The sequence below is a fragment of the Haloechinothrix halophila YIM 93223 genome, from assembly GCF_000504245.1.
Classification (GTDB): Bacteria; Actinomycetota; Actinomycetes; order Mycobacteriales; family Pseudonocardiaceae; genus Haloechinothrix_A; species Haloechinothrix_A halophila.
In genome coordinates, this window is sequence record NZ_KI632509.1 from 542,187 (window position 1) to 569,102 (window position 26,916).

Below are 26,916 nucleotides of genomic sequence, written 5' to 3' on the forward strand. Positions count from 1 at the left end.
GCGCAGGCCGACCGCAAAGCCAACCTCAGGCGCGTAGCACCGCTTCCAGGCATCACAAGATCGCCTTTCATCAGAACGAAGAAATCAGCAGGGGTTCAGAAGCGAGCGCTCACGCACTCTCGTCTTGACCGAGGTCGAAGATCCGGTCTTCATGCACAGTGGACTTCCACACCCGTCCCATATCGACGGTTCCGCCGAGGTACGTCCCGGTCGTGCCGTCCGAGTTGGCCACACACCCGACACGCACCGGTCCCGCCACGTTGTGCGGCGTGGCCGGTCCCTCGACCCGGGCCACCTCGTTGCCGTCGACGTAGAGCCGCATATTGCCGTGCTCCAGGTCGTACACCGCCGCCACATGTGTCCACACATCAGCGGTCCCGAGGCCACCACTCACACTGTCGACGCTGACCGAGTCACCACTCGGCGTCACCAGCTCGAAGGTCCAACCGTCGGTCGCGTCGTGATACAGGCGCATTGAATGCGCATGCATCGTCCCGCCATCCTTCGACATCACCGCACGGTCAGCGGTCACGTCATCGAGCTTCACCCACGCCGCTACCGTGAACGACTCGTCAGTACGGACCGTCTCCGACGACGTCTGCGAACACGCATCCGTCTCAACCGGCAAATGCAGCGCATCCGCAGGTTCATTAGCGGCGTTGCTCACCCACGAGTAGCTTGCTGGCTCCGACAGGTGGTTACCGTTGCCCGACGTGTCGTCGAACATGTGCGACTCGTCCTCGGTCCTATCTGACCACCAGTCAGGACCCTGCAACGGCCAGAACGCCAACGGCTTCACGCCGGGGTTGGACACCAAGTGGTCGACGTCGGTGGCGGTCAACGCGCCCCGATACGCCGCCACATTCGACACCGCACCCTTGAGGTTGTGCGACTGGCTGCCGTCGCTGGCACTGGCCTGACAGCCCACTAGCAGCGAGCCGGCACCGTATTCGACAGGTGAGCTCAGCGTGTTCTCACCGTCCAGCTGGCCGTCGATGTAAATCCGCAGCACGTTCGCGGTCACATCAACTACCCCGGTCAGATGGGTCCATTGGTCCTTGACCGGAACCGATGCCGAGGTCACCGACGCCCACGCCGGGTCGGTACCCCCTTGGGTGAGCACCGAAAGCAGCCACCGATCGGCGGTCGCGTCGTAGCCTAGGTCGAACCCGGTCCACTCCGTGCCAGACTGCGAGATCACCGTGGCGTTACCCGATGCGTCTGCGTCAAGTTTGACCCACGCCGACACGGAGAACGACTCCTGCTCCCGCAGGATCGGCGCCTGCGAGTCCATACAGGACCCAGCCTGCCCATCCAGCCATGCGGCACGTCTCTCACGCGCGTACTCGTCATGCACCCAGTCGCCGACCGCAGCGTCGGAGAGGCCGCGAGCGAACTCCGAGGAATCTTCGCCGCTGCCCTGCATACGCCAGTCACCGACACTCCGGGCAGGCAACTCGGTCATGGACCGCTTGATCTCCTCAGCGGTCAGCAGGCCCTGCCACGCGGAGGCCTGGTCTATCGCGCCGTTGAGTTCGCTCCACGTATCGCCGGTTTTGTCGCCCGCGCAGCCGACCAACAGTGAACCCGTGGCGTTCCACGGCGTGTAGGTGATGGAACGTTCCGCCGTCAGTTCCCCATTGACATAGAACCGCACCACCTTCGCCGCCGTGTCCATCGTCGCGGCCAAGTGCGTCCATTCCCCTAGCACCGGAGTCACATCCGAACCCAGGCCTTGCCAGTTCGTGGTCTCGGCATCATCGGTCGGAAGCGCGAGATTCCACTCGTCCGCGTTGGCGTGATACCTAAAGAAAAACGCGGGACGATTCTCACCGGCCTGTGACACGAACGTCTGCCACCGGTCCCGCTCCTCCAGCCGTACCCACGCCGTCACCGAATACGACGTGTCCGTGCGGATTACCGAGTCCGATGTGGTCACACACTGACCAGCGGTTCCGGTGAACTCCAGCGCCGAGTCCGCCACACCGTTCCGGTCGGCTGCCCAGGCAGCCTCGGACGAAAGCGTCAGCGTGTTCCCTTCGCCCGAGTCGTCATACGGATCGCCGTCCAACCGCCACGCACCCATAGCGACAGCCTCATCGACAGTACCGACGAAGATGCTGTGTTGGGCGCGGGCGGACTTGTTACCGGCCTTGTCGTAGGCCCACACGTACAGAACGTGCCGTCCTTTGCTGAGGTCGGACAGGGTCACCGACGCGGAGCCACCCGACGCCGACACTGTGTTGTCGACCGATTCGGTGTCCAACCCATAACCGAACTTCGTGATCCCGTTCTTGTCGGTCGCTGACAAGGTGAACGTCGCCGAATCGCCTACCGCTAGCGGGTCATCCGAATTCGGGCTGATCTCCACGTTCTTCGGCGGTGTCGCGTCGACCCTGTAGTGGCAGAACTTGGTGAAATCGCTGGTGAGATCCCCATCGTCGCTTCTCATCCGCCATATGTACTTACCATCGGACAGGGTCAAGCCCGTCTTCCAGAACACCCGCTTTCCTGAGGACTTGAACCCCGAGGTATGGGTGTCGATACGGACATAGGCGTTCTGGCTCTCGTCCCACTGAGACAGCCGGAAATGGCCCTTGACCGAGCCATCGGCGTCATACACCCTTCCCGACACTTGCGGCCTACGGGTGGTCACCCATGGCTGGTCGCTCGTTGACGCGCACTTCTTACCGTCGTTGAACAGATACTTCGGCGTGTCCGGCTTGGTGTTGTACTTCAGCGTGATCCGCGCCTTACCCGCGTCGAACCGCTTCCAATGCGCCACCGTTGACTCATCGACCGCGATCATGCCCAGGTTCACCGCGTGATGGGAGTTCGCCTCCGCGATATCCACGATGTGCTTGACCCTGAAGATCGCATCCGCCGGACCACCAGCGCAGGCAGCGCCATGGTTGGCGTACTCCGTGCTCTTCGCCGACTTCGCATACCACGACGGCTGGTCATTCCACGTGTGATGCGACTTGATGCGACTTATGCGACGCAACTTCGCCTTCGACAGCGGGCTCGAGTCGTGGCACACCCACGCATGCTTCTGCAGGATCTTGAACTTCGCCGCCTTCAGCACCCGAGCATCACTACGCGTCACATAAGCGGTGTCCATTCGGAAAAGCGACCGCATCCGATACGACGGCGTGTAGCACGTGAAGTTGGACGACTCATCACACACCCGGCCAACGCCGGCGCCACCGAAATCAGCCTTGTTATACAGGTGGCTGGTCTTCCAGTACGCGGTGTTCGGATACTTCTCCGACACCGTGGCCCACTCACCGTTGCGCTTTTTTCCAGTCCAGTACGGATCGATGATCACCGGGTACTGGGTGTCCTCACCACGCAGCACATCGGTGTCGGTGACCAAGGTCAGGTCCTGGCCGCGGACCTCGACGTCCATCACCGCTTTCTTGGCCCGCCGTGCCTTCCCTGGTGCCACACCGCCACGGTCGGACTGCGTCCGCTCCTTAACCGCTGGCGAATCCCACATCATCGGTGCGGGTGCCACCAGCCACGGCTCATCACCGCCAGCAACCTCCAGGCCGCCACCGCGAGTCTTCCGCACGGCCGCATCACCGGTCGACACACCGAACCGGACTCGCTCCAGCATCCGAGACCGCGCAGCCTTGCGGGTCTTGACCACAAGGTTGTGGGAGAAACCCATCGCGTGCGCAGTCACCGTCAAATCCACGCCGGGGAGCACGTCGGCATAGGTCGCGGTGTCACCCTCGACACTCGGCTTCGGCAGTTTGCCGGGCCACGACAAGCCAAACGCCTTGCCGTCCTGCTCTATCCGGGCGAAATCACCATTGCCGCCACCGGAGATCGTGACGGGCAAGACCGTGTTGCCAGGTTCGATGCTCCCGTCAGCACGAACCCGCAACGCCGTGTCGATCGGCGCCCAGTCGTCCTTGTCGTCCCGTGCCCGGACCGGTTCCGCGTACGCCGTGAACTCACCCGTCCCATCAGGACGCACGACAGCGTCGGAGAACTCCGTCCGACCTTCAGCAACCGGAACGTCACGATCGCACCGCTTCGCCACCGTAGCGGCGACCTCATCAGACGGTGCCCCCTCGTTGAAGTCGTACTCCGCGCAAGGATCCTTCTGGTCCTTCAGTTCCTCAGCCGCTTCGGCCGATGGCACGACTGGCGTCGCGATGAGCGACAACGCCCACACCAGCACCATTATCAGAGCCGCACGGCTCCATTCCGCACCACGAAACGATCTGCGAGCAGTCGCCACGACGCCCTCCCCGGTCATCACAAACCCCGCAGGCGACCACGACGACTGTCACAGTCGGTACTGCAGCTATCACCATATGTAGTTGGAGTGGACACAGTGATAGGACCCGACGGAAGCCTCAAAACCCCCAGCCCCAGCAACTACGACCAAGCGTTCAGCACCGTAGAAAACGTGTGTAGATCGCGTCAAGCGAACGAGTGACGACAACCGAACAGGGCAGACCTTCACGGACCTACTGGACACACCGCGACACAGCGTCCTTAAAGTGGCCTTTAACAGCGGAAATACCCCGGGCGGCAAGCGGCATGGCGAAGCCGTGCACCTAACGAGCGCGACCATAAGTCTTCACTCAATATGCGCAATGAGGCTACGTAGCGACTCGGAATGCTACCGAAAGTAGCTCTACCGGTCGTTTATGCTGGTCAGAGCACCTTCAGTGCCTACCCTCATCGACCTGAGGCGCGTAGCTCACGTCTCGCATCCGAGCGCGCCGCCCGCTGCACCGTAGCCGGATAGAACCAACCACGCTCAGCAACTACTCGTCGCACAAACTGCTTCTGTCGCCTTCTGTCGTCACATTGGAGTCGAAAGCGGGGCTCGATTCTTTGACTCCAAAGAACTTCGCACAGCGATTTATATATGGCCACCTATGCTCTTATCACAAGCGTGAATATATGCATCGATCCCACGCGGATTGAGCCAATTCGTCTGACACAGAGAAATCGACGTTTACTGGATCCATGATAGATCAAGCAACGCCGAGAAGATAATCAACCGGAGCAGCGGTGGGCGTGCAGTTCAGGCACGCACCGGCCGCACGTTACTCGCTCATCCGGCAGGTCAATGTGGCCTGCCTTCGCCGCCGATCACCGTGTAGAACACGGGTTTTCCGAATCATTATGAATGTAGTTCAGATTTACACTAGCTAGGGCTCAGCTCCGGTGAACCTCGGTCGGCGTGCTGCGATGCCGCAGTCGCATCCGAAACGCCCGGTAGCAATTCGCGTGCCCGAACCCGCCGCGATACCGACATCATCGGCAGTCTGCCGCGCCGACAGCCGAGCCTACGCCACTGGTCGAGTGAGACTTATCGAGACATCGATCGGGCGGAACATCCAGTCACCCGATCAGCTAGGTTACGGGAGGGCACGAATCGACCCGCCAGTGACGCCGAACATGCAAAATGGGCGCACGGTCAACACGATCTCGATAAGGGGGTGCCGGGGTGACCTGGCAAGAGGAGCTGCGCAAGCTTGACGAGGACTTCTCGGCAGGCAAGATCACCGCAGACGAGTACCGGGAGCGGCGGGACCAGGTGCTGTCATCCGCGGTCACGCAGCAGCCACCAGACCAGAACGGTGGTTCGAACGCCGAGGCCACCCAGGTGTTCTCTAAGGACGTCGCCAGCCAGGCCCCGCAGGGCCAGCAGTCCAACACTCCACAGGAAACTCCGCAGTCACAAGCGCCCGGCTCGCCCCAGCAGCCAGGCACGCCAGGTTCACCCGCGCAGCCCAGCGACCCGCAACAGCCGCAAGTACAGCAGCCCCCACAGGAACAGCAAGACCAGAGCTCCGCCGAGCGGACCCAGGTCGTGCAGCCGTTGCAGGGGCAACCGCCGACACCGCAAGCACCCCAGGTCCCGCCACCGCAGCCGCCCCAGGCGCCGCCGCAGCAGGCCCCGCAGCAGCCTCCGCAGCCGCCCCAGATGCCACCGCCACCACAGGGGTACCCGCAGCAGCCGATGGCGTCGCCGCCCGGTGGGTTCCCACAGCCGCATACCGGGGGATTCCCGCAACCACACACCGGCGGCTTCCCACAACAGCACCCCGGCTCCCCTGCCGCTGGCTTCCCCCAGCAACAGCACCCCGGCTCCCCTGCCGCTGGCTTCCCCCAGCAACAGCACCCCGGCTGGCACGCACCGATGCCGAACCCCACCCCGCCGTGGGGCCGCGACGAGTTCCCGCCAGTCACACCCACGGCCAACCAGGGCTGGCCGTATGGACAGGACGACTGGCGCAAGCCACAGAACAAGGGCCGACCCGGCAAGCTGATCGTCATGGCGGTCGTCGGCGCGGTGGTCGCCGGGCTGACCGTCGGCGGCTGGTGGCTGTGGTTCCAGGGCGAGGACCAGGCACCGAACACGGCCGTCGCGGCGACGACGACCACCACGACGTCCACCACCACAACGACGACAACCACCACAACCACGACGACGACCACGCCGACCAGGACCAAGCCGAAGAACAACGCCGAGGCGCTGGTGAAGCTGCCGGGCAAGACACGGCGCACCGACGGCCGGTTCGGCATCAAGCGGGTGCGGAAGGCCGACCTGCTGCCGTCGTCGATGATCAGTGAGCTGCGGAAGGCCAAGCTGGACAGCGGGCTACTCCGCACGACCAAAGTCAAGGGCACGAAGATCGAACTCTTCGCGATGGAGTTCAAGAAGCGGAAGCGCATCGACGACGTCGCGGACGCCTACGCGAAAGCGCAGCGGAAGAGCAAGCTGACGCGCCACAAGCGACTCTCGACGAAGCGGATTCGGGTGTTCAGCACGGGGAAGAAGGCCACCCCGACGATCTACCGCGCGGTCTACCTGACCAAGGAACGGGTGATCATCCTGGAGACCTTCGGCAAGAAGCGCGCCAAGGTGCGCGACCGCTTCAAGAGCATTCTCGAGCGCCAGGTCGATCACGCGCCACCGAAGAAGGGCTGACCGTCACCACCCTGGCCGACGCATACGCGAGCACCGTGCCGCCGAGCACCTGCGCGAGGGCGCGCGCCACCCCGAGGGTGCTCGGTTCACCCATGACGAGGACCGTGCCGCCGAGGGTGTTGAGGCTGTTCCACGCGCCCCACGCGAACAGCGCGCCGGACCCGGCCCACGCGGCCATCAGCGGCAGCCAACGCACGCCTCGGCGCAGCCACCACACGCCGACAACGCCGATCAGCGCGAACGCGCCGTGCACTGCCCACACGACATCGCCGCCGTCCTCGCGGATGATCCACACGCCATGCACGACAGCCACGAACAGCGCGAGCGCGGACCCGAGCAGCGCGGCGACCGGCCCTCGCGGCACCGTCGTGAGCCGACCCGACCAGCGCTCGCGGGCGTAGAGCAGGAACGCCGTCAACAGCAGCACGCCCAACCCGACGAAGCTGCCGTACACCAACGGAATCACCCAGCCTGCCAGCGGCAACGTCGAAGCACCCGCCGAGTCGCCTGACGTCGTCGCGGCGAGCGGCGTGGCCACCACGATCGGCGCCAGGAACCCAGTGCCCACCCAGATCGGGAACAGCACCAGCGGGGCGGGCGCACGCATACCCCGGCGGCTCGCGAACGTCACCGCGAGCACGATCGCGACGACGTCCATGCCCGCCGTGAGTAGGTTCAACGCATAAATGCCGCCGTCCTCGGCGAACGCCGGATCAGTGATCCCGGCGTCGCTGCCGGACAACCACAGCAGTTTCAAGCCCAGGTACGGCAGCGCACTCACCGCTGCCGCGTAGCCGACGATGGCTCGCACGTGTCTCCCCACAGCGCCACGCTACGGCATCACACCGACGGCGATCGGACGGCGCGCACCCGGACCCGCTGCCCAGACAGCGCGGCCGTGCCGGACAGTTCGTCGACGTACTGCTCGTCAGTGACGTCGTTGATGCTCGCGCCAGGGTGCGCGCTCGCGACGCCGAGCCGCACGCCGTCGCGGCCGTGGCCCCAGCCGTGCGGCAGGCTCACCACGCCAGGCAGCATCGCGTCGCTGACCTCGACCGGCACCTCCACATCCCCGACCCGCGATGACAGCACCGCCAGCTGACCGTCGGTGAGCTCGTTGCGCTCGGCGTCGTCCGGGTGGATCAGCAGCGTGCACCTCGGCTTGCCCTTGACCAGGCGTTCGCTGTTGTGCAGCCAAGAGTTGTTGCTGCGCAGCTGTCGACGTCCAATCAGGACCAATTCGCCCGGCTGCCACGCCTGCTGCCTGCCCCGCAGCCGGTCAAGGTCCTCGATGTACTCGCACGGCGCGAGGTTGATCTTCTTGCGCGGGGTGAACAGCCGGTCGGGCAGCCGTCGTTCCAGCGGACCCAAGTCGACACCGTGCTGGTGCTTCTTCAATGTGCGCAGCGACAGGCCCTTGGCGAGTTTCCGCAGGCCGTACGGCCCGGAGCGCAGCCCGAGTTCGAACATCGTCTCCGGCCCGAGCCGTTCCAGCGCCGATGCGGCGAGCTTGCCAGGTATGCGCAGGCTGTCCGGGCCGAGCACTCGAGACGCCAATTCGAGGCAGATTTCCCAGTCGTGCCGCTGGTCCTCGCCGCGCTCGAACACCGCAGGTGAGTACTTCGCCCAGTTGCGCACCGCGACCATCGTGAGCAGCAGTTCGTAGTGCGAGCGCTCCAGCGGGCCAGTCGGCGGCAGGATGACGTCGGCGTGTCGCGTCGTTTCGTTGAGGTACGGGTCGATCGCCACCATGAAGTCGAGCTGGCCGAGTGCACGGTCCAGTCGGGCACCGTTTGGAGTGGACAGCACCGGGTTGCCCGCCGACGTGATCAGCGCGCGGATCTGGCTGTCGCCGCCCGTCTCAATCTCATCGGCGAGCGTGGCGACGGGCAGCTCGCCACCGAACTCCGGCAGCCCGCGCACCCTGCTGCGGAAGCTGGCGAAGCTGCCAGCGAATCCGGCCATGCTCGCGAGCGGGACCGGATCGATCGCGGGCGTCGTGAACATCGCCCCGCCAGGCTCGTCGAGGTGGCCAGTCAGCGCGTTGACCACCACGAGCAGCCACGCCGCGAGACCGCCGAACTCCTGAGTACAGACGCCGACCCTGCCGTATACCACCGCGCGTTCGGTTGTCGCGATCGCCCGTGCCAGCGCGACGACGTCCTCCGGTGCGACGCCGGTGATCGGCGCCGTGCGCTCGGGCGGGAAGTCCATCGCGGCGGTCTTCACGCGGGTAACGCCGACGACGTGCTCGCCGAGCCTGCCGGTGTTGACCAGGTCGTGTGCGAACAGGACGTGGACCAGCGAGAGCAGGAATAGCGCGTCGGTGCCGGGCCGGATGAACAGGTGCTCAGCGCGCGAGGCCGTTTCCGTGCGACGCGGATCGATGATCACCGCCCTGCCGCCGCGCTGGCGCAGCGCGGCGAGCCGCCCGCGCATGTTCGGCGCGGTCATGACGCTGCCGTTGGAGACGAGCGGGTTCGCGCCGATGCAGACGAACAGGTCGGTGCGGTCGATGTCGGGCACCGGAAGCAACGCCTGATGCCCGAACATCAGATACGAGGCCAACATCTGCGGCAGTTGGTCCACCGACGTCGCCGAGAACAGATTGCGCGTGCCGAGACCGCGGAAGAACGGCTGACCGAAGAGAAGCAGGCCAGGATTATGCGCGGTCGGATTGCCCTGGTAGACGGCGACGGCGTCCTTACCGTGCTCGGCGCGGACCTGCTTCAGCCGTTCGGCGGTCAGCTCGAACGCCTCGTCCCAGCCGACGTCTCGCCACGTGTCGCCGTCGCGCACCATCGGCCGCCGCAGCCGGTCAGGATCGTGGTGCAGGTCGGCGAGCGCGGTCGCTTTCGGGCAGATGTAGCCGCGCGAGATCGGGTCCTGCTCGTCGCCTCTGATGTCGACGACACGGTCGCCCTCGGTGGCGACGACGATGCCGCACGTCGCCTCACACAGGGTGCAGCTGTGGTGATGCGTGTGTCGCGTGACGCTCATTCCCGCTCCACCATGGTCCGCTTGTTGGCAGTCTTCCAAAAGGCTACCCGGGTACGCCGCCCGTCAGCTTGGCACGGAACGTACGCCGGTAGGCGTCGGGACCGACGCCTAGCTCTGCCCGCAGTCCGCGCCGGAGGTTCGCTGCCGTGCCGAGACCGGAGCGTTCCGCGACGCGATCGACGGTCAGGTCGGTCGCCTCGAGCAACCGCTGCGCGTAGCGGATGCGCTGGTTGCGCAGCCACTTGCCCGGCGTCATGCCGGTCGCGGCGGTGAACTCACGATGGAACGTCCTACCGCTCATACCCGCGTGTGCCGTGAGGTCCCCGCACCCGATCGGCTCACCGAGGCGAGCCATGGCCCAGTCCATCGTGGGTGCGATGCCAGTGACCCGCCTCGGCACCGGCGTCTCGGCATATTGTCGCTGCCCGCCTTCGCGCACCGGTGGCATCACGACGCGTCGCGCAAGCGCCGATGCGACGTCACCACCGAACTCTCTGCGGATGAAGTGGAGGCACACGTCCAGCCCGCCAACGACTCCCGCCGATGTCAGCACCTCGCCCGCGTCGGTGTAGAGCGCGTCGCGATGGATATCGGCGCCAGGTGCCGCGTGGGCGAGATCGTCGAGCAACGCCCAGTGCGTCGTAGCCGGGCGGCCGCTGAGCACCCCGGCCGCCGCGAGCGTGAACGCGCCGGAGCACAGCGACATCAGGACGGTGCCCCGCTCGTGTGCGTCGCGGATCGCGGCGATGACTGGCCGCGGGACCTCGGTGCGCTGGTGCCTGCCTGGCGCGATCACGACGTCGCATGCGGCGAGGCCGCCGATCCCGTGCGTCGCGGACATGTCGCCCGCCGGGTGCATCGGAGTGCGCCGTCTGCCCTGCGAACACCATCGGACGTCGAACGGCGGGACGCCATGGTCGGTGCGGTCGATGCCGAATACCTCCGCGATCACGGCGACGTCGAACACCCTCGCGTCCGGCAGCATCACGACACCGATGGTGAGCATGGCAGGAATGTATCGGGTAAGTACATCTTTGTCTGGTCCGCCGACCACCGCCGGTAGGCAGGATCAAGGCATGGACAAACCAGCGCTCATCGTGATCGACGCGCAACGGGCCTTCGACGGTGGCGGAATGCCGCGGCACAACAACCCGGCGGTCTGGTCGAACATCGCCGCGCTGCTCGACGCCTGGCAGCAGGCCAGCCGGCCGATCGTGCTGGTCCGCCATGATTCGCACGAGCCGGGATCTCCGCTCGCGCCAGGCACTCCCGGCAACGCGTTCGTCGCCGAACTGGACGACGTCGAGCCGGACCTGCTGGTCACGAAGCACGTCAACTCCGCCTTTCACGGAACGGTTGACCTGCACGGCTGGCTCACGGCTCGTGGCATCGGGCGCATCGTGCTCGCGGGGCTGACGACGAACCACTGCGTCGAGACGACCGCCAGGGTCGGCGGCAACCTGGGCTACGACGTGGTGGTCACCATCGACGCCACCGGCGCCTTCTCGGGCACCGACCCGAACGGCGATACGCTCAGCGCCGATCACCTGACGCGCGTCACCGTGGTCAACCTCCACTCGGGCGGGTTCGCGAGCATCAGTTCCACCGCCGAGGTGATCGCGGCCCGCTGAGGCGGGCGGTGACGCAGCGACGCTGTCGCTGCCACCTGCACCGATAGGCAGCTACACAACCGCACAATCGGACCTATCTCGGCGGCCGTTCGGTCGATTGCTCCGCTTTTGAAAGCGGCATAGCGTCACCACGAGCCAGGAAATGCGTCATCCGGTTGAGGGGGGGAACTCGGCCGGACCCAACGGACCGAGATCACCGCCGGGCGACCCTGCCCCGATAGCCGGAGTGTGAAATGGTCCGTCCCCAGGTGACGCGCAAGCGCCGCCGCACCGCTGTCATAGTCGCCGCCGTCGCCGCCCTGCTCATCCCGCTGTTTCCGATCTCGGCCAGCGCCGAGGATGACACGTCGTTGTCGGACACGCTGACCGTCAACTGGGCGGAGTGGCTGCCGGCGTATATCGGCCCCTTCGATCCGTCCAGTTCCGAAGAATGTCTCGCCGGCAGGGACAGCTGCATCAAGAAAACGCTCGGTGAGATGGGCGAACGGGCCAGGGAGCTGGCCGAGAACTGTGATCACGACGCGGTGTTCTCGCTCGCCTATCTCCGTATCACGCAGGGCTACGAATGGATTCGGGACACGACCGATGACGATGGGAGCCCGCATTACGAGGACAAGGCGTGGATGAACTACGTCGTGGAAACGTTCGCACGGGCCTACCTGTGGGCGTTCGACGAGTGGCATGCCGGCAATCCCGACGTGCCGTTGGCGTGGCACATCGCCTTCGACGCCGCGGCCGCGCGGGAAGCCACCGGCAACGGTGACCTGCTGGTGGGAATCAACGCCCACATCAATCGAGACCTGCCATTCGTCATGGCGGCGAGCGGCCTGGTCCGCCCGGATGGCACGTCGGGCAAACCGGACTACGACAAGGTGAACGAGCTGCTGCAGCTCCTGACGCAACCACTGGCCGCCGAGCTGGCCGCCCGGTTCGACCCTGACATGGACGACGGCGAGGAAAGCATCGCCGACCCGACGAGCTTCCAGCTGATCGTCGGCTGGCGGGAGCGTGCGTGGCGCAACGCCGAGGACCTGGCCAGCGCCAGCACCGCCGAGGAGCGCGAGCTCATCGCCGCCAGGATCGAGGAAGACGCCGCCGCCGAGGGCGCGCTGCTGCTGGAGTCCAACTCCTACGCACCGCCGCTGACCACGACGAAGCCACGCGACGACTACTGCGCCGAGCACCACTCCGACCCACCGCCCGAGGAGTACCCGTTCAAGATCAAGTGGTAGCAGCACGTCTTTTGGCCCACCTAGGCGCGGTGCAGGTGTGAATGTCGGTCCATGAACCCGAGTCGGTTGCTGGTGCGGTCGGCGATGTTGACGAGGCGCCCGGTGTCGCCGACCTGGCTGTTGCGTTGGGTGTGGCGCAGCGGGGTGGTGAGGATGGGTTCCGGGTGTTGTATCGGGATGTGCAGCCGAGGGTGTTGCGGTATTTGCGGGCGTTGGTCGGGGGTGACGCGGAGGATGTCGCGGCGGAGGCGTGGCTGCACATCGCGCGTGATATCGGTGCGTTTCGTGGTGGTGTCGATGATTTCCGTGGCTGGGCGACGCGGATCGCCCGCAACCGGGCGATGGATCATCTCCGCCGGCAGCGCCGACGGCCGAACGCCGACGCCCCTGCCGAGTCGCTGCATGATCTGCCGGCCCCGTCGGATACCGCTGACGCGGCGGTCACGGCACTGGCCACGGACACGGCAGTGGCGTTGATCGCGCGGCTGCCTCGTGATCAGGCGGAGGCGGTGTTGCTGCGCGTGGTGGTCGGCCTCGACGCGAAGGCCGCGGCCACGGTGCTCGGCAAGCGTGCCGGAGCTGTGCGCACCGCCGCTCACCGGGGACTACGCACACTCGCGACCATCCTCGAGCAGGACGGTGTGACACATTTTGCGGACTCGGCGCTGAGGGATATGAGATGAGCACGAACCGTTCCCGCCGCATCGACCGGCGCACCGCAGAGCAGCTGCTCGGTGGTGCGTCCGCGTCGTCGCGACCCGCTGACCTGGAACCGCTGGGCGATCTGCTCGACGCGGCCTCGGGTCCAGCACATCCCGGTGAGCTCGCGGGCGAGCACACCGCGATGGCGGCGTTCCGGTCGGCTCAGGTCGATCCCGTACCTCAGCAACGGAGACGTTCCATGATCAAAACCGCACTCGCGACCCTGCTCACCGCCAAGGTGGCCGCCCCCGCCGCCGCCGCGGCCGCTGTCGGCGGCATCACCCTGGCCAGCGCCACCGGCACGCTCCCGCTACCCGGCGACTCCCCCGCCGAGCCCCCGGTCAACCCGGCGCCGACCAGCTCGGTCCCGGCACCGACCAGCACACCCGGCGGCCACGCCGACACCCCGTCGCCGTCGCTGATCGGACTGTGCCAGGCCTACACCTCCGGCGCGGACAACGAGCACGGCACAGCAACCGAGAGCCCCGCGTTCGAGGTGCTGATCACCGAGGCGGGCGGCGAGGACAACGTGGCCGCCTACTGCGGCAACGTCCTCGCCGAACGGCCAGGCAAACCCAGCAGCCTGCCCACCCAGGCACAAGACCGCGGCCAGAACCGAGGCGAGGCGCCCGAGACGCGACCGACCGGCGCACCCGAAACAGTGCCCTCCGAAACCGCCCGCCCCGGCAACGACGACAGCACCGCGCGCCCCACCACCACCCAGGAACACCCCGACAGCCAGCCCGACAACGACCCCACCGCGACACCGGACAACCCAGGCAGCGACTACAGCGAGAACCACGGCGAACAGGCCACCCGACCCTGATCTCAACGTCGAAAAGGGGGACGCTCAACAACGAGCGTCCCCCTTTTCGACGTCCTACGGATCACCCGTTACGGGCGGCCCCCATTCCCGCCATTCCCGCCGCCGTTGCCGCTCGGGTGCGGCGCGTTCTGCGCGCACCACTCCTCGACGGTCTGGTCCGATTCCTCGGCCGCCGCCTCCAGCGCCTGGAACGGGGGCGCCTGACGCTTCTTCTCCTTGCCCTTGTCCGAACCGGCGAAGTACGCCGTGCACAGGCCAAAGTTGTTCGAGCCGTTAGGCCCCGGCTGCGCCGCGGCGATCCCGGCACTGCCGCCGATGAGCAGCGCGATCGCCACCGGCGCCACGATCTTGCTTAACCGCATTCCCGCTCCTTACTCGTTGCCCTGACTCTTAAGCGGCATCCCGCCAACCTGATCCGCAGGCGCAGCCCCGACTGTTCGATGTCGCCCAAACGGGTGTGTGCTGGTTAGTATTGCCTGGTGCATCTAATGGAGCAAACAACTCATAAGTCGAAACGCTTAGTACGCGTTTTCTTATTGGTGGCGGCGTTCGCGCTGACCGCCTGCGGCATGAGCCCCGTCGATGACACGGCGACACCGCAGCGCACCGTCGACCTGGCGCCGACGTTCACGCCAGCACAGACCGAACACCCGCGGCCCTCGGGCCGCCCGAGCGCCCCGGCTCGCCCGCGCGCGGATGCCACGACGACCTCCGCGCCCAAGCACACGGCGCCGCAGGTCTCTCGGCAGGCGGAGGCCGCGCCCGTCTCGACGCCGCGACGTACGCCCGTACGAATGACCGCGCGGACCAAGGACACCACGAACGACGTCGACTGGACGTTGCAGCGCCCGCCGGACTACACCGACATCGCCGTCGCGACGCTCACCCGGACAGCGGACGGCTTCACGCTGCGGGTCCGGTTCACAGCCGAAGTCCCGCGGCGGCAGCAGGACGGAAACCGCACGATGAACGTGGCGTCATTCTTCGACACCACGGGCGACGGCGAGATCGACTACGAGATCTGGGCGAACCTCGCAGACAACGGGTGGGGACCGAGCTACCGCGACCGGCGCAACAACGAGGCGCGGTTCATGACGAAGAGCGGCGTCCGCGTCGCGGCCAAGGGGCACAGCGTGGTCTTCCGGTTCTCGTTAGGCCATCTGGACGATGCCCGCAGCGTCCAATGGGCGACCGCCTCCGAATGGGGTAGCTACGAGACGATCTCCACCGCTGCCGCCGCCAGCGACCACGCCCCGAACACCGGCGCGGCGCCCTTCCCCGGCTGAGCACTCCGTCCGAAAGGTGCAACTCGGAGCGATTACGGTGCGACTCGCGCGGGATACGGTGCGACTCGCGGAGCGTCGGACGGCGCGTGATGGCAGTCACGACGTCGCGGTGATACACGCCCCTTATCGCAACAATTCGCTAGCCTGCACGTTCACAGACTTGGAGACCAAAACCAGCTGGGGGACGAAGGAGCGGGCAGATGGAACTCACCTCGACAGCAGCGATCGTCACCGGCGGCGCGTCCGGCCTTGGCGGAGCGACGGCGGCGGCACTGGCAGCCAAGGGCGCCAGCGTGTTCGCGTTCGATCTGCCAGCCGCGATCGAGAAGGCCGAACCCGCGGAGGGCATCACCTATGTCGAGACCGACGTGACTGATCCCGAGCAGGTGCAGGCCGCCGTCGCGACCGCGTCCGGCGCTGGTGTGCCGCTGCGCACCGCGGTGAACTGCGCTGGCATCGGCCCGTCCGCGCGCATCCTGTCCAAGAAGGGCACGCACGACCTCGCACTGTTCCGCAAGGTCGTCGAAGTGAACCTGATCGGCACCTTCAACGTCACCACGCTCGCGGCCGAGGCCATCGCCAAGACCGAGCCGCTCGACGACAACGCCCGCGGTGTCATCATCAACACCGCGTCGATCGCCGCCTACGACGGGCAGATCGGACAAGTCGCCTACGCGGCATCCAAGGGCGGCGTCGTCGGCCTCAACCTGCCCGCGGCACGCGACCTCTCGTCGTCCGGCATCCGCGTCATGACGATCGCGCCCGGCATCATCGACACGCCGATGCTGGCCACCGTCAGCGACGAGATCCGCGCCGGGCTCGCCGAAGGCGTGCCGTTCCCGAAGCGGCTCGGCAAGCCCGCCGAGTACGCGCAGTTGGCCATCGACATCATCGAGCACGACTACCTGAACGGCGAAGTCATCCGGCTGGACGGCTCGCTGCGCATGGCGCCGCGCTGACATCCATTCCCGATGCGCCGCCCTATCGGGATCCGAGGTCGCCGGGTACTAGTTCGTCCTCAGGCAGCGCCAGGCGCCAGGCGGCAGGCGCGCCCGCCGTTACAAATCCCCGATATACGGGACGTCCGCCATCGCTGAGCCGGACATCCACGTGCGCAGCGCGTGCGTGGCGCGGACGTCGTCCTCGTTGTAACGCAGCAGCCGTTCCCGCTGCCGCAGCGCGGGCGCGCTGCCATCCATGCCGACGGCCTCTCGGTACCAGCGCATCGACGCCTCGCCACTGGCCTCCGGGTCGTCCCAGTCATGGCCAGCCTGTCGCGCGAGGACCTTCAAGCCTTTGCCCGCCGTTGACAAGAAGGTGTCCGCGACGCTCCGGAACAAGTCGATCCACTCATCGGAGTCAACGAACGCCTGCACCTCTTCGACCTCGGGCACGCCAGGTTTACCCGCGAACCGGGTCGCCGAGCTGAGCAGCCAGCGGTTCTCGGCCAGCGCGTTGTAGCAGTAGGCGCGGAACGTCAGCCCTCGCTGCGCCGCACGCGCGCGGACCTCGTTGAACCACGTCCAGAACTCCGCGAACGAGCGCGCTTCGTCGTCGGTCGGCACCGGCTCCCACGTGCCGAAAGAGTGGTACCCGTGCGGCAACCCGACGTCGGCGCCAGACAGCAGCGCACCCCACAGGTACGCGCCGTGATCGGCGAAGCTCTCCATATCGACGTCGACCTCAACGTCACCGCGCGGGACCACGACGTCACGAACTTTGCGCACCACGGACACCCCGCCGCGCCACGCCCGTGCGAGCGCCACCGCGTGTTCGAACGGCATCCCGGTCAGTAGCGCGGGCGGCTCACCTGACGGGTCGAGCGCGGCGAGCTGATCCACCGTCGCGACGCCGCGCTCGCGAAGCATCACCGCGTCGTCACCGCGCGCGACAAGGCTGACGTCGCGCGCCTCGAGCAGTGCCGGTTCGCATACCGACCACCACGGGCACTGCTTGCACTCCACGATCCTGGACGGCTGCGCCAGCGGTTCCCCGCCGGTGGCCGCCGCGACCGCGATGGCGTGACGGTCGCCGAATCGGTCCGCGTACTCGGTCATCGCGCTGCGCTCACCGGGGAACGTCGGCGCATCGAGGTCGAACCACAGCACGACGTCGGCGTCGAGCCCGATGACGCCGCCGCGCGCGGTGTCCGGCTCGGCGTGGCCCGCCGCGCGCAGCAGCTCCCGCAGGTGAGCGAGTCGAAGCTGGTCGCGCGGGTGGGAGCGCATCTTGCGCTCGGCGTCCTCCCGTGCGTTCGCGGGGTTCAGGTCGGGCAGCGTCGTGGTGATCGCGCCCGCGCCCGGGTCGCTGATCCGATGCCGCACGACGATCACCGGCACGTAGCCGCGCTCGGTACGGACAAGCACCTCGGCCCCGCCGCGCCGTCCACCATCGGTGTCGGCGGGCAGCAGCCCACCGGAGATGTACCGGGCGCCGGCCGCGAGCGCCTCCACCGTGGCCGCCACCCGCTCACGATGCGGCACGTCGACCGGCACGCTCACCCAGCCGTCCGGGTGCGCGGCACGCAGCCGCTCGGCGACGTCGGCCCTGTGCTCGGCCGCGTCCGCGATGCGCTGCTCGGTCGCCGGGTTGAGCGGGGCGAGTTCGACGTCGGCATACGCGGGGTCGTTTTCGAGGTGCACACGACGCCTGCACCTCGTGAGTACCCCAGCGTCGAGTAGCACATCGCCCATACTCACCACCCTAAGCGCAGCCACCGACACCGTGCGCGAAGCGTGCCCCGACAGTTGCCTGGCACACCGCGCGTCCGCTGGGCCGCCGGTACACACTGGAAGTAGGTTTGATCCACCAGCGACCAACGACGAGTACGAGGTGGCCACGGATGGCGCGCACGAAGAAGCAAGCGCCCGAGGCGGAGCACGGCTTCGCGGCGGAAACCATCGAGTCCCTTGAGAAAGCCACCAAATCCAAGAAACTGACCAAGGCGGCGAAGACCGAGGCGAAAGCGGCCAAGAAGGCAGCGAAGAAGGCCCGCAAGGCCGCCAAGAAAGCCGCGAAATCGCCGGATACCGACGAGACGGCAGCGCACGCGACAACTGAAGAGGAGCACGCCCTGACCGCGAAGAAGGCGCGTCAAGCCCTGACTGTGACGAAGGTTATCCTTCCGGCTGTGATTCCCGTTGTCACCCCGATCGCGGTGCGGGCAGCAGGGGCCTGCCGCGAGGCCTATGACAAGTACCAAGCACGCAAGCTCGGCGTCGCCGTTGATTCGCTCGGCGAATACTCCGGCCATGGTGGCGCCCTGCACGCGCGGATCGCCGGCCTGTCCGACGGCCTTGCCGAACTCCGAACAGGTGGAACGGCTGCGGGCGTCCAGTTCGCCAACGAAGCGGCCAGCACGGCTCGGCAGCTCAGTTCCGCGGTGCGGGCCGCCGAGCACATGCCACCCGGACGGCGTAAGGACGCGCACCGCGCGATCGCGGCCGAGCTCGATGAACTCGAGGCGACCTTGTTGCATCACCTCGGAGTCTGAGGAACTGCGGCAGGCATCACGCCGGTAGCTTCACGATGACGCGGCGCGATCGCATACCCTCAAACGCGTGATCATCCGGTCGCGGTCAGTCCACGCGGGTCGTGCCCTTCGCGCGACGCGCGGTTCGGTGCTTGCCGTGAGTTCCGCCGTGCTGACCATCAGCGCGCACACGGCGGCCGGTGGTGGCCTGCCCGACCCCGCGACGACGATCGCGCTGACCGGGCTGCTCGGCTGGCTGGCCACCGCGATCTCCGACCGCGTGAGCGGCACCACCGGCATCCTCGCGACACTCTCGGTGGCACAGCTCCTGCTGCACAGCGCGTTGACGCTGATCAGCGGGCACCACGGGGCACCGGCGTTCGACCCTGGCTTGATGACGATGAGCCACGCCGTCGCCACCCTGCTCATCGCGCTGCTGCTCAGCCACACCGAACGCGGGCTACTGCTGGTCGCGGCGAGCCTGCGCCGACTGCTGCCGGTGGTCTTCACCCCCGCACCGCCCCCGCACGGCACACCAGGCGTGGTGCTGTGCTCGCCAGTTCCTGACGACTACGTCCGGGTGCTGCTCCGTCGCGTCTGCACCCGGCGTGGGCCGCCCGCGTACTCCTGATCTCCGCTTCCCATCACCCATCGCGGCCAGGCGAGGCCGCGATCTCATCCTGATCAGGAGTTGTCATGCCTTCAACCAGAACGTTCACGCGCGCGGGTGTCCTCGCGCTGACCGCCACGATCGCGGGGTCGCTCTCCGGCGGCATCGCCGCAGCGCACGTCACGGCCAATGTCTACGGTGAGCAGCCGACCAAGGGCGGCTACACCGCGATCGTCATGCGCGTGCCGAACGAAGACGACAGCAAGGGCACCATCAAGCTGTCGGTCGGCATCGCCGAGGAGTACGCGCTCGCATCCGTGCGGACCCAGCCGGTGCCGGGCTGGGACGCCGACGTCACCACCACCAAACTGGACGAACCGGTCACCAACGCGAGGGACGCCGAGCTCGACGAGGTCGTCACCGAGATCACCTGGACCGCTGAGGACGGCAACGCCATTCAGCCGGACGAGTACCAGGAGTTCACCTTCTCGGCTGGTCCACTGCCCACGGATGTCGACCAGCTCGTGTTGCCCGCCACGCAGACCTACGAAGGTGGCAAGGTCGTGGCATGGGATGAGCCGCCGGTGGACGGTGAGGATCCGGAACGTCCCGCGCCCGTGGTGCAGCTCGCGGCCGAATCGAGCGGCCACGGCTCGGGCTCGTCCGACTCGGCGTCGGCCACCGCACAACGAGCCGCCGAGACGGAGGACGTCGCCGATGCCGGCGCGACAACCGACTCGACCGCGCGTTGGCTCGGTGGGCTCGGGCTCGCGTTCGGCGCGCTCGGGGTCGGCTTCGGCATCGGCGCCATCGCCCGATCACGGCAGAAGACAGCACGGGAGGACTGACCATGCGCACCGCACCGGGCACGGCACTGGCACGGACGACGATCGCCACGCTGGTCACGGTGCTCGCTTTGCTCGCCGCCGCGCCGCAGGCGCTGGCGCACAACACGCTGACCGGCTCCGACCCCAAGGAGGACGCGGCGGTCGACGTCGCTCCGGAGAAGGTGACGCTGACCTTCGACCAGCCGGTGCAGCCCGGCGAGGTCAACCAGGTCGTCGTCAACGGCCCGGACGGCGGCCAGTGGGCACGCGGCCCGGTCGAGGTGGACGGCACCGAGGTGTCACGCTCGCTCGGTGAACTCGGCCCTGCTGGGGAATACACGATCGGGTTCCGCATCCTGTCGGCCGACGGCCACCCGGTGACGCGGGAGGTCCCGTTCACGCTCACCACGGCTGGTACCGGCTCGCCGGTCGAGACGAACCCGGCGCAGCAGGCCGAGCCCGGTGACGTGACGGACGCCCAGGAACCGTCGTCGGTCATCCCGGTATGGGTATGGATCGCCGGTGCGGTTCTGCTGCTCGGCGCGGGAATCGTGCTGGCGATGCGGCTCGGCCGCGAGCGATGACGTCCCCGAGCGCGGCGGCGCGGCTGGCTCCCTTTGGCGCCGCCGTCGCCGCCGCACTCGCGGGCGCGCTTGCCGGTGCCGGGCTCACGGTGGCGACGCCGGTGACTGGCATCGCCGATCCCGGCACCGGTGTGCTGGTCGCACTGCCGCTCGTCCGGGCGCTGCTCGGTGTAACGGCGGCGGCGACCGTGGGGCTCTGCCTGCTGCCGCTGCTCCTCGGGACCGGCGGTCCCGGTGACGGCAGCGGCCCTGGCAGCAGCCGAGACACCGCCGACCGCGCGGAGCCCGTGCTGCACCGGGCCCGCCGGTGGTCGGTGGTGACGTCGATGGTGTGGGCAGCGACGGCCGTCACCGCATTGCTGCTGCACACCGCCGAGTTCACAGTGCAGGCCGACGCCATCGGCCTCGCCGACGTCGTAGGCTACGTCACCACGGTCGGCACCGGCAAAGCGCTGCTCGGCGTCATCGTGCTGACGCTGCTGCTGTGCGGGCTGAACGTGCTCGCCGTCCGGCACCGCGAACGGGTGCCCGCCGAGATCCGCACCGGGCTCGGGGTGTTCGCGCTGCTCCCACTGCCTGCGACCGGGCACGCGGCGGGCTGGCTGGGGCAGGACTACGCCGTCGTCGCGCTGGAACTGCACGTCATCAGCGCCGTGGTGTGGCTCGGTGGTCTCGCGGCGCTCGCGGTGTCGCTCGCCAGCGACACCGCGCTGCTCGCCACGGCACTGCCCCGGTTCTCCGTGGTCGCCACCGCCTGCATCGCGACCACCGCGGTGACCGGCACGATCAGCGGCCTCACCCAGCTCGGCACGCACGGCTCGGTATCGGTCGCGGCGATATCGGCCGCACTGATCGGCACGCCCTATGGCGCGCTGCTGCTCGCCAAGCTGGTGTGTTTCGGCGCGATCGCGCTCGCGGGCGCGAAGATGCGCTGGCGCATTCTGCCCGCCGTCGTCGCGAGCCATGACGAGAGCGCACGAATCAGGACGCACGACGGTAGCCAGCGAACCCGTACCCGTCGCCCGGCCTTCGTCGCGTGGGCGAGCGCCGAACTACTCCTCCTCGGACTCGCGTTCGGCATCGCGGCCGTGCTCTCCCGCGCCGGTTTCGGTTGATCCATTTGGCCCAGTGGGTGACTAGTCGGGCCGAATTTCCGCCCGTTCGGCACCCCCGTGTGATCAAAACGGTGAACGGTATCCCCGCGTCGATGAACGCCGCCATTCGAGTGGGTAGTTCCGCGCCGAAACGGCGTTTCACCCGCTTCGCCGGACTCCCGCCAGGTCACCACGATTCAGCGCGGACGGTGCAACTCGCGCCAAATACGGTGCGACTCGCGCCAAATACGGTGCGACTCGCGCGATTCAGCGGTAGCGCGTCCAGCGTGCGTCGCGGTCGCCCGCCCTGATGTCGGCGAGCCGCCGCTGGAACTCCGGCCGCACGCCGGGATGGCTGCGCAGGATCGGCAGCACGCTCGTTGTCAGCTTCAGCTCCCGCGCCGCCTGCAGCACCTCGAAGCCCTCCCAGGCCATGACGTCGAAGCCGTAGGCGTCCGCCAGCTCCTCGTACACCGCCATCGGGTCGCCGAACCGCAGCACACCCAGCGCGACCGGCATCAGGTCCCACTCCGGCGGCCCGACCCCCGACGAGTCGAAATCGCAGAGCACGGGGCCGTCCTCGCCGACGAGGACGTTGCCGAGATGGGCATCGCCGTGCAATAACGCTGGCCGCAGCGGGAAGGCGAGCGCGTCGAGCTTGGCCTGCACCTCATCGCACCGGTCCAGCAGGAACCGGCGGTCAGCGAGGTCCAGCTCCTCGGCGTCGGCCACCCGGGAGCGGACGTCGGTCAGCGGCGACCAACCGGGCAGCCCCTCGGGCACTGGCAGCACGTGCACCTGCCGCAACAGCCGACCCAGGTCGGCGGGCGCTGCGCGCACCGGTTGCTCGCGCACCCGCCACCACAGCGTCGCGACGTGCTCACCCGCGCTGACCGGCTGCTCGACCCCCGGGTAGAGCCGCACAGCGGGGACGTCGTGGCGGGCGAAGTGCTCAGCGACGGCGACCACCTTGGCGACCCGGTGCCGCAGCGTCTCCGAGCCCACGATGCGCACCACGACCGGCGCGCTGGCCAGCGAGTACACCGCGTTGTTCGTGAACCGCAGCAGCTCGGCACCCGCCGAGTCGAGACCAGCCTGGCCACAGACGTCGGCCAGCGCGGCCTCGAGCTTGTCCCGTGTGAAGCGCGGATTCTGCTCCTGCACCGTGTCGCAGCCCCCCAGTCCCTGCCAGTTAAGCCGCGTAGAAGGCGTTGATTCGCTCGGTGAGTTCCCTGGCGTCGACGTTGTTCCTGCGCTTTTCGGCCTCGGCCTTCATCGGCGCCATGCGGTCCTTGACCCGCGCCGACTTGAGCCCGTCCGCGGCGTCCAGCGCCGACCTGCCGATCTTCGCACCGTGGTCGATGTCGCCCTCAAGCAGGTGATTGGTGGCCAGGGCACTGAGGTTGAACGCCTTGCTGCGCGCCATATCCTCGCCATAGCTGTCGATCGCCCTGGTCAGCGCGGGGATCGCATACTTCGTGTGGCCCTGCCCTGCCGTCCGCGCGAGCACCGTGTGCACGGTGCCGACCATGGCGTGCAGGTCGGTCTGGTTGAAGAACTTCACCCAGGACTCGGCGTTGTCCAGATCAGCGCGCGCGAAGGTGTCGCGAGTCATGCCGAGCAGCTTGGTCGACTGCTGCTCATTGCCCATCTCAGCGTAGGCCCACGCCTCGTTCGCGCAGAGCACGGCGACCGCGAGATCCGAACCGGACTCCTGCGCCGCGATCTGGCCGAGCTGGAACATCTTCAGCGCGTCGTCCGGCGACTTGTGGTGCAGGTAGACCCTGCCCATCCGGTACAGCACGTTGGCCACGAGCGGGTGATTGCCGCCCTCCTTGGCCAGCTCGAGCGCGTTGGCGAAGTGGGTGCGTGCCGAGTCGACGAGCCCGGTGTCGAACGAGGTCCACCCCGCGACGTTGTGCAAGTCGGCGAGCGCGACGTAGAGCCGCGACCTGACATTGTCGGTTCCGCTCGCCGTGAGCAACTGCCTGCCCCACGACAACTGGGCGACGACGGCGTCGCGGCAGAAGCCGCCGCCATACTGGTAGTCGAGTGCGCGCAAGGCACGGGTGGCAGCCTCGACCTGGCGGACGTCGGCCATGCCGATCCGTCCCGGCGCCGGCGTCGTCGCCGGACTCGCCGCAGCCCACGACCCGGAGTCCACGGCGAACACGGTCGCGCCCATCGTGACCTGGGCGGCGTGCGCAAGGAACCTCCGTCGTTTCACCGCCTCGTCCTCCTCAGCCTGTTCGGCGCCGTCGCTGCCAGCAGCGACGACCTTGACCTGCGTGGCCTCGTCGTAGGCGAGGCCCATGTAGCCACGCGGGATGCGCAGGCCGTCGGCGATCCGTACGAGCACGTCGTACGCCATGACCTGTCTGCCCTTGAGGATCTCGGAGACCTCTGACTGCGACTGACCGGTCATCGCGGCGATCTGCCGCTGCGAGATGCCGTGACGTCGCAGCAGCCGGTACACCGAGCTGACCCGCCGTGCGGCCAGCGCCCCGCGCATCTCGTCGCCTTCCCAGGTCTCCGGCGGTATCGGGTGAGACTCTGGCAGGCCCTCAGCCTGGGGCTCAGGGCGAGATTGCTGGTGAGACACCATGTTCTCGGTCGCATCCATCGGCAAGCATCCTCGTGGAGTGGCTTTGTGCTGAAGAGTAGGCATACTCATTCAACCGCGCGAAACCGTGGAAATGAACCCTTGATCGGCTCGAGTGAACTTCTGTGACCGCTCATCGGCGCGGTGATGCCGGTCGCCGCTGCCCTCTCCCGCACACCGTTGTTGGGACGCACTCTTGAATCAGCGCTCCATGTGGCGCAGACAGGGACCGACCTACCACGGCCCGGCAGTACGGACGTAAAGGACGTACCGGCGAGCCAGGACGAACAGAGCGGAGTTGATCCGGTGGAGCTCCTCGACTCGATCGCGAGACGACGTATCGGGGCAGTAGCGAACCCGGCGCGTCCCGCACCGCGACGGCCCGTCCACCCCAGCACCCACCGTGACGCGCCTACCGCCGAGCGGGAGGGCACGCGGCAGGTGGAGAACGGCCAGACGGTCTGGCGGATCCGCTGCGGCGACATGATCCACCGGGATCGCTGCGTGACGGTATTCGTCGACAACGGCGAGGTCGTCGTCGTCGGACCACCCGGCGAGACGGCGCGGCTCACTGATGGCCAGGTCGGACAGCTACGCGCTGCCCTGAACGAAGCGGCAAAGCTCGCGGAAAGGTAAGGCACACAGTGGACGAGATCCTCGGCCAGGTGCTCCGCAACGCGGTATGGGAGCGGCTGGACACGCTGGCATCGCTCCCGGACGAAGCCGATGCGGGATCACTTGCCTCGGTCGCCCGTACCGAACTGCCCCGGCTTGCCCAGGCATGGCGCGCCATGCTCAGCGCGCACGAACCGGACAGCCGAGGCGACTGCCCCACGTGCTCGACCCGCTGGCACCGCAGCAAGGCCCCGTGCTCGGTCTGGCAAGCGGCGCACGAGCACCTTGTCGCCGGTGGCCTGGCCCACACCACCCCGGCGCAACGGACATCGTCGGAAGGCCGTCACGCATTACGCGTGCCCCACGTCGCGGGGCTAGGCGTCGGCTGAGCAGCAGATTTGGCGATGATCGCTGACCGAGCCGCCCCCACAGGTCACCGCTGATCATCCGCCTGCCGGCCGCGGCCCGGCTCGTCCGTCCCCCCGAGCGTTATGAGCCGGGCCGCGGCCACCCAACAACTTGCAAATTTCATATCCCACTGGCCGATCGCCCATCCCCCAACCCCGCGAGCCGGTGCCGCGCTCCCCCTCCCCCCGACCGGCACCGGCTCGCGGTCCCGTTTCCGCACTACGCCGCATGGCGTAACCTGAATATCTGTCCTGCGTTGTAACAGCCGAGACCGTGGGTCACCCACGCCCCCGAGTCTCCGTTCGTGGCGCACCATGCCGCGGTGGGGGAAGTGCCGCAGGGTGCGACAACAGAGGAGATGTGCGTGTCCGACGTCGACACAGTCCGTACGGTCCCTAAGGTGGAACCCGTGGTCCTACCACCCGAGTTCACCCCTCTTCGCCGGAAGCCGGTGCAGCAGCGCAGCGCGAAGCGGGTTGAGAAGATGCTCGACGCCTGCGCCGAACTGCTCGATGAGATCGGCTACGACGCGCTGACGACGACACTCATCGCCAAGCGCGCCGAGGTCGCCGTCGGTTCGCTGTATCAGTTCTTCCCCGACAAGCGCGCCGTCGTGCAGGCGCTGACCCAGCGCAACCTCGAACAGTTCATGCAGTCGGTGCAGGAGCGGATGGGCACGGTCGACCCCGAGCACTGGTGGGACGTCGTCGACGGGCTGCTCGACGTCTACCTCAGCATGCACCGCGACCAGCCAGGGTTTTCCAAGGTCCACTTCGGTGACGTCGTCGACACTCGACTGCTCGACTCACGGCGCGACAACAACACCGTGGTCGCCGACTCGCTGTCCGCGTTGATCGGCGCTCAGCTCGACCTACCAGAAGAAGAGATCGCGATGCCGGTCTCGATCGCGGTCGAGGCCGCGGACGCGCTGCTCAAGCTGGCGTTCCGGCGCGACCCGAACGGTGAACAGCAGATCGTCGACGAGACCAAACACCTGATCAAGGTGTACCTGGAGAGTCGCTTCGGCACCTGATGCGCCCTGGTGCGCGCTTGTACGCTCCGC

The 26,916-nt window shown here is 67.5% G+C and carries 23 protein-coding genes; 15 read left to right on the forward strand and 8 right to left on the reverse strand.

The features are described from left to right. Positions 1-109: 109 nt before the first annotated feature. Positions 110-4,252, reverse strand: coding sequence for a LamG domain-containing protein (locus AMYHA_RS02555; protein WP_169732889.1), 4,143 nt, complete (start codon positions 4,250-4,252; stop codon positions 110-112). A gap of 1,224 nt (positions 4,253-5,476) precedes the next feature. On the opposite strand from AMYHA_RS02555, the gene AMYHA_RS26740 reads away from it, so the two are divergent. Continuing rightward, positions 5,477-6,964, forward strand: a complete 1,488-nt coding sequence (locus tag AMYHA_RS26740) for an SHOCT domain-containing protein (protein ID WP_051399458.1) — start codon at positions 5,477-5,479, stop codon at positions 6,962-6,964. Here AMYHA_RS26740 and AMYHA_RS02570 read toward each other — a convergent pair. Genes AMYHA_RS02570 through AMYHA_RS02580 form a run of 3 tightly spaced genes read right to left on the reverse strand, consistent with a single transcriptional unit; the run spans position 6,912 to position 10,970 of the window. Next, positions 6,912-7,775, reverse strand: coding sequence for a hypothetical protein (locus AMYHA_RS02570; RefSeq protein ID WP_051399459.1), 864 nt, complete (start codon positions 7,773-7,775; stop codon positions 6,912-6,914). The genes AMYHA_RS26740 and AMYHA_RS02570 overlap by 53 nt on opposite strands. 29 nt (positions 7,776-7,804) lie before the next feature. Continuing rightward, positions 7,805-9,964, reverse strand: a complete 2,160-nt coding sequence (locus AMYHA_RS02575) for a molybdopterin-dependent oxidoreductase (RefSeq protein WP_034267609.1) — start codon at positions 9,962-9,964, stop codon at positions 7,805-7,807. 43 nt (positions 9,965-10,007) lie between these two features. Next, on the reverse strand, positions 10,008-10,970 hold the full coding sequence (locus tag AMYHA_RS02580) for a GlxA family transcriptional regulator (RefSeq protein ID WP_034267612.1): 963 nt from the start codon (positions 10,968-10,970) through the stop codon (positions 10,008-10,010). Positions 10,971-11,040: 70 nt separating this feature from the next. On the opposite strand from AMYHA_RS02580, the gene AMYHA_RS02585 reads away from it, so the two are divergent. The 4 genes from AMYHA_RS02585 (at position 11,041) to AMYHA_RS02600 (ending at position 14,355) form a co-directional block, all read left to right on the forward strand. After that, positions 11,041-11,595: a cysteine hydrolase family protein gene (locus tag AMYHA_RS02585; protein WP_034267614.1), complete on the forward strand. Its 555-nt coding sequence runs from the start codon at positions 11,041-11,043 to the stop codon at positions 11,593-11,595. 233 nt (positions 11,596-11,828) lie between these two features. Beyond that, positions 11,829-12,827, forward strand: a complete 999-nt coding sequence (locus AMYHA_RS25485) for a DUF5995 family protein (RefSeq protein WP_051399460.1) — start codon at positions 11,829-11,831, stop codon at positions 12,825-12,827. Between the two features lie 41 nt (positions 12,828-12,868). Next, positions 12,869-13,510 (forward strand): RNA polymerase sigma factor, encoded by a 642-nt coding sequence (locus tag AMYHA_RS02595; protein ID WP_084036737.1) that lies wholly within the window; start codon positions 12,869-12,871, stop codon positions 13,508-13,510. Then, on the forward strand, positions 13,507-14,355 hold the full coding sequence (locus tag AMYHA_RS02600; RefSeq protein ID WP_051399461.1) for a hypothetical protein: 849 nt from the start codon (positions 13,507-13,509) through the stop codon (positions 14,353-14,355). Before AMYHA_RS02595 ends, AMYHA_RS02600 begins: the two co-directional genes overlap by 4 nt. Positions 14,356-14,423: 68 nt before the next feature. Here the strand turns inward: AMYHA_RS02600 and AMYHA_RS02605 are convergent, their stop codons facing one another. Then, complete coding sequence (locus AMYHA_RS02605) at positions 14,424-14,717, reverse strand: hypothetical protein (protein ID WP_034267617.1); 294 nt, start codon at positions 14,715-14,717, stop codon at positions 14,424-14,426. A 207-nt stretch (positions 14,718-14,924) separates the two neighbouring features. Here AMYHA_RS02605 and AMYHA_RS02610 point away from each other — a divergent pair, with 207 nt between their 5' ends. Both AMYHA_RS02610 and AMYHA_RS02615 read left to right on the forward strand, forming a co-directional pair. After that, entirely contained in the window at positions 14,925-15,641 is a 717-nt protein-coding gene (locus tag AMYHA_RS02610; RefSeq protein ID WP_157361743.1) for a hypothetical protein, read from the forward strand. 200 nt (positions 15,642-15,841) lie between these two features. Next, positions 15,842-16,600 (forward strand): SDR family NAD(P)-dependent oxidoreductase, encoded by a 759-nt coding sequence (locus tag AMYHA_RS02615; RefSeq protein ID WP_034267623.1) that lies wholly within the window; start codon positions 15,842-15,844, stop codon positions 16,598-16,600. Between the two features lie 99 nt (positions 16,601-16,699). Here the strand turns inward: AMYHA_RS02615 and AMYHA_RS02620 are convergent, their stop codons facing one another. Then, a complete protein-coding gene (locus AMYHA_RS02620) occupies positions 16,700-18,334 on the reverse strand; it encodes a TM0106 family RecB-like putative nuclease (protein ID WP_051399462.1) in 1,635 nt (544 codons plus the stop codon). Between the two features lie 149 nt (positions 18,335-18,483). Here AMYHA_RS02620 and AMYHA_RS27755 point away from each other — a divergent pair, with 149 nt between their 5' ends. From AMYHA_RS27755 to AMYHA_RS02645, 5 genes are all read left to right on the forward strand, one after another. After that, positions 18,484-19,134 carry a DUF6474 family protein gene (locus AMYHA_RS27755; protein ID WP_231104603.1) on the forward strand — a complete coding sequence of 217 codons (651 nt, stop codon included), beginning with the start codon at positions 18,484-18,486 and terminating at the stop codon, positions 19,132-19,134. A gap of 136 nt (positions 19,135-19,270) precedes the next feature. Beyond that, positions 19,271-19,744, forward strand: coding sequence for a hypothetical protein (locus AMYHA_RS02630; protein ID WP_231104604.1), 474 nt, complete (start codon positions 19,271-19,273; stop codon positions 19,742-19,744). A gap of 65 nt (positions 19,745-19,809) precedes the next feature. Further along, positions 19,810-20,571, forward strand: coding sequence for a YcnI family copper-binding membrane protein (locus AMYHA_RS02635; protein ID WP_034267629.1), 762 nt, complete (start codon positions 19,810-19,812; stop codon positions 20,569-20,571). A 2-nt stretch (positions 20,572-20,573) separates the two neighbouring features. Further along, a complete protein-coding gene (locus AMYHA_RS02640) occupies positions 20,574-21,134 on the forward strand; it encodes a copper resistance CopC family protein (RefSeq protein WP_051399463.1) in 561 nt (186 codons plus the stop codon). Further along, positions 21,131-22,249 carry a copper resistance D family protein gene (locus AMYHA_RS02645; RefSeq protein WP_051399464.1) on the forward strand — a complete coding sequence of 373 codons (1,119 nt, stop codon included), beginning with the start codon at positions 21,131-21,133 and terminating at the stop codon, positions 22,247-22,249. Before AMYHA_RS02640 ends, AMYHA_RS02645 begins: the two co-directional genes overlap by 4 nt. Positions 22,250-22,495: 246 nt before the next feature. Here AMYHA_RS02645 and AMYHA_RS02650 read toward each other — a convergent pair whose 3' ends face one another. Continuing rightward, the gene (locus AMYHA_RS02650) at positions 22,496-23,392 is read right to left on the reverse strand and encodes an aminoglycoside phosphotransferase family protein (RefSeq protein ID WP_034267632.1); all 897 of its coding nucleotides are present in this window, start codon (positions 23,390-23,392) and stop codon (positions 22,496-22,498) included. 28 nt (positions 23,393-23,420) lie between these two features. After that, positions 23,421-24,740: a helix-turn-helix transcriptional regulator gene (locus tag AMYHA_RS02655; protein ID WP_084037519.1), complete on the reverse strand. Its 1,320-nt coding sequence runs from the start codon at positions 24,738-24,740 to the stop codon at positions 23,421-23,423. A gap of 396 nt (positions 24,741-25,136) precedes the next feature. On the opposite strand from AMYHA_RS02655, the gene AMYHA_RS27760 reads away from it, so the two are divergent. From AMYHA_RS27760 to AMYHA_RS02670, 3 genes are all read left to right on the forward strand, one after another. Further along, positions 25,137-25,466: a hypothetical protein gene (locus AMYHA_RS27760; RefSeq protein WP_034267635.1), complete on the forward strand. Its 330-nt coding sequence runs from the start codon at positions 25,137-25,139 to the stop codon at positions 25,464-25,466. Positions 25,467-25,474: 8 nt separating this feature from the next. After that, positions 25,475-25,834 (forward strand): hypothetical protein, encoded by a 360-nt coding sequence (locus tag AMYHA_RS02665; protein ID WP_034267637.1) that lies wholly within the window; start codon positions 25,475-25,477, stop codon positions 25,832-25,834. Between the two features lie 377 nt (positions 25,835-26,211). Further along, entirely contained in the window at positions 26,212-26,886 is a 675-nt protein-coding gene (locus AMYHA_RS02670; RefSeq protein WP_084036741.1) for a TetR family transcriptional regulator, read from the forward strand. The last annotated feature ends 30 nt before the right edge of the window (positions 26,887-26,916 follow it).

Coding starts and splice junctions, on each gene's coding strand:
- AMYHA_RS02655 (WP_084037519.1), bottom strand. CDS start 24,740: ATGCGCGGGGCGCTGGCCGCACGGCGGGTCAGCTCGGTGTACCGGCTG.
- AMYHA_RS02585 (WP_034267614.1), top strand. CDS start 11,041: ATGGACAAACCAGCGCTCATCGTGATCGACGCGCAACGGGCCTTCGAC.
- AMYHA_RS02645 (WP_051399464.1), top strand. CDS start 21,131: ATGACGTCCCCGAGCGCGGCGGCGCGGCTGGCTCCCTTTGGCGCCGCC.
- AMYHA_RS27755 (WP_231104603.1), top strand. CDS start 18,484: ATGGCGCGCACGAAGAAGCAAGCGCCCGAGGCGGAGCACGGCTTCGCG.
- AMYHA_RS02580 (WP_034267612.1), bottom strand. CDS start 10,970: ATGCTCACCATCGGTGTCGTGATGCTGCCGGACGCGAGGGTGTTCGAC.
- AMYHA_RS02605 (WP_034267617.1), bottom strand. CDS start 14,717: ATGCGGTTAAGCAAGATCGTGGCGCCGGTGGCGATCGCGCTGCTCATC.
- AMYHA_RS02575 (WP_034267609.1), bottom strand. CDS start 9,964: ATGAGCGTCACGCGACACACGCATCACCACAGCTGCACCCTGTGTGAG.
- AMYHA_RS02635 (WP_034267629.1), top strand. CDS start 19,810: ATGCCTTCAACCAGAACGTTCACGCGCGCGGGTGTCCTCGCGCTGACC.
- AMYHA_RS25485 (WP_051399460.1), top strand. CDS start 11,829: ATGGTCCGTCCCCAGGTGACGCGCAAGCGCCGCCGCACCGCTGTCATA.
- AMYHA_RS02620 (WP_051399462.1), bottom strand. CDS start 18,334: ATGGGCGATGTGCTACTCGACGCTGGGGTACTCACGAGGTGCAGGCGT.
- AMYHA_RS02615 (WP_034267623.1), top strand. CDS start 15,842: ATGGAACTCACCTCGACAGCAGCGATCGTCACCGGCGGCGCGTCCGGC.
- AMYHA_RS02610 (WP_157361743.1), top strand. CDS start 14,925: ATGAGCCCCGTCGATGACACGGCGACACCGCAGCGCACCGTCGACCTG.
- AMYHA_RS02595 (WP_084036737.1), top strand. CDS start 12,869: ATGTCGGTCCATGAACCCGAGTCGGTTGCTGGTGCGGTCGGCGATGTT.
- AMYHA_RS02600 (WP_051399461.1), top strand. CDS start 13,507: ATGAGCACGAACCGTTCCCGCCGCATCGACCGGCGCACCGCAGAGCAG.
- AMYHA_RS02670 (WP_084036741.1), top strand. CDS start 26,212: ATGTGCGTGTCCGACGTCGACACAGTCCGTACGGTCCCTAAGGTGGAA.
- AMYHA_RS02640 (WP_051399463.1), top strand. CDS start 20,574: ATGCGCACCGCACCGGGCACGGCACTGGCACGGACGACGATCGCCACG.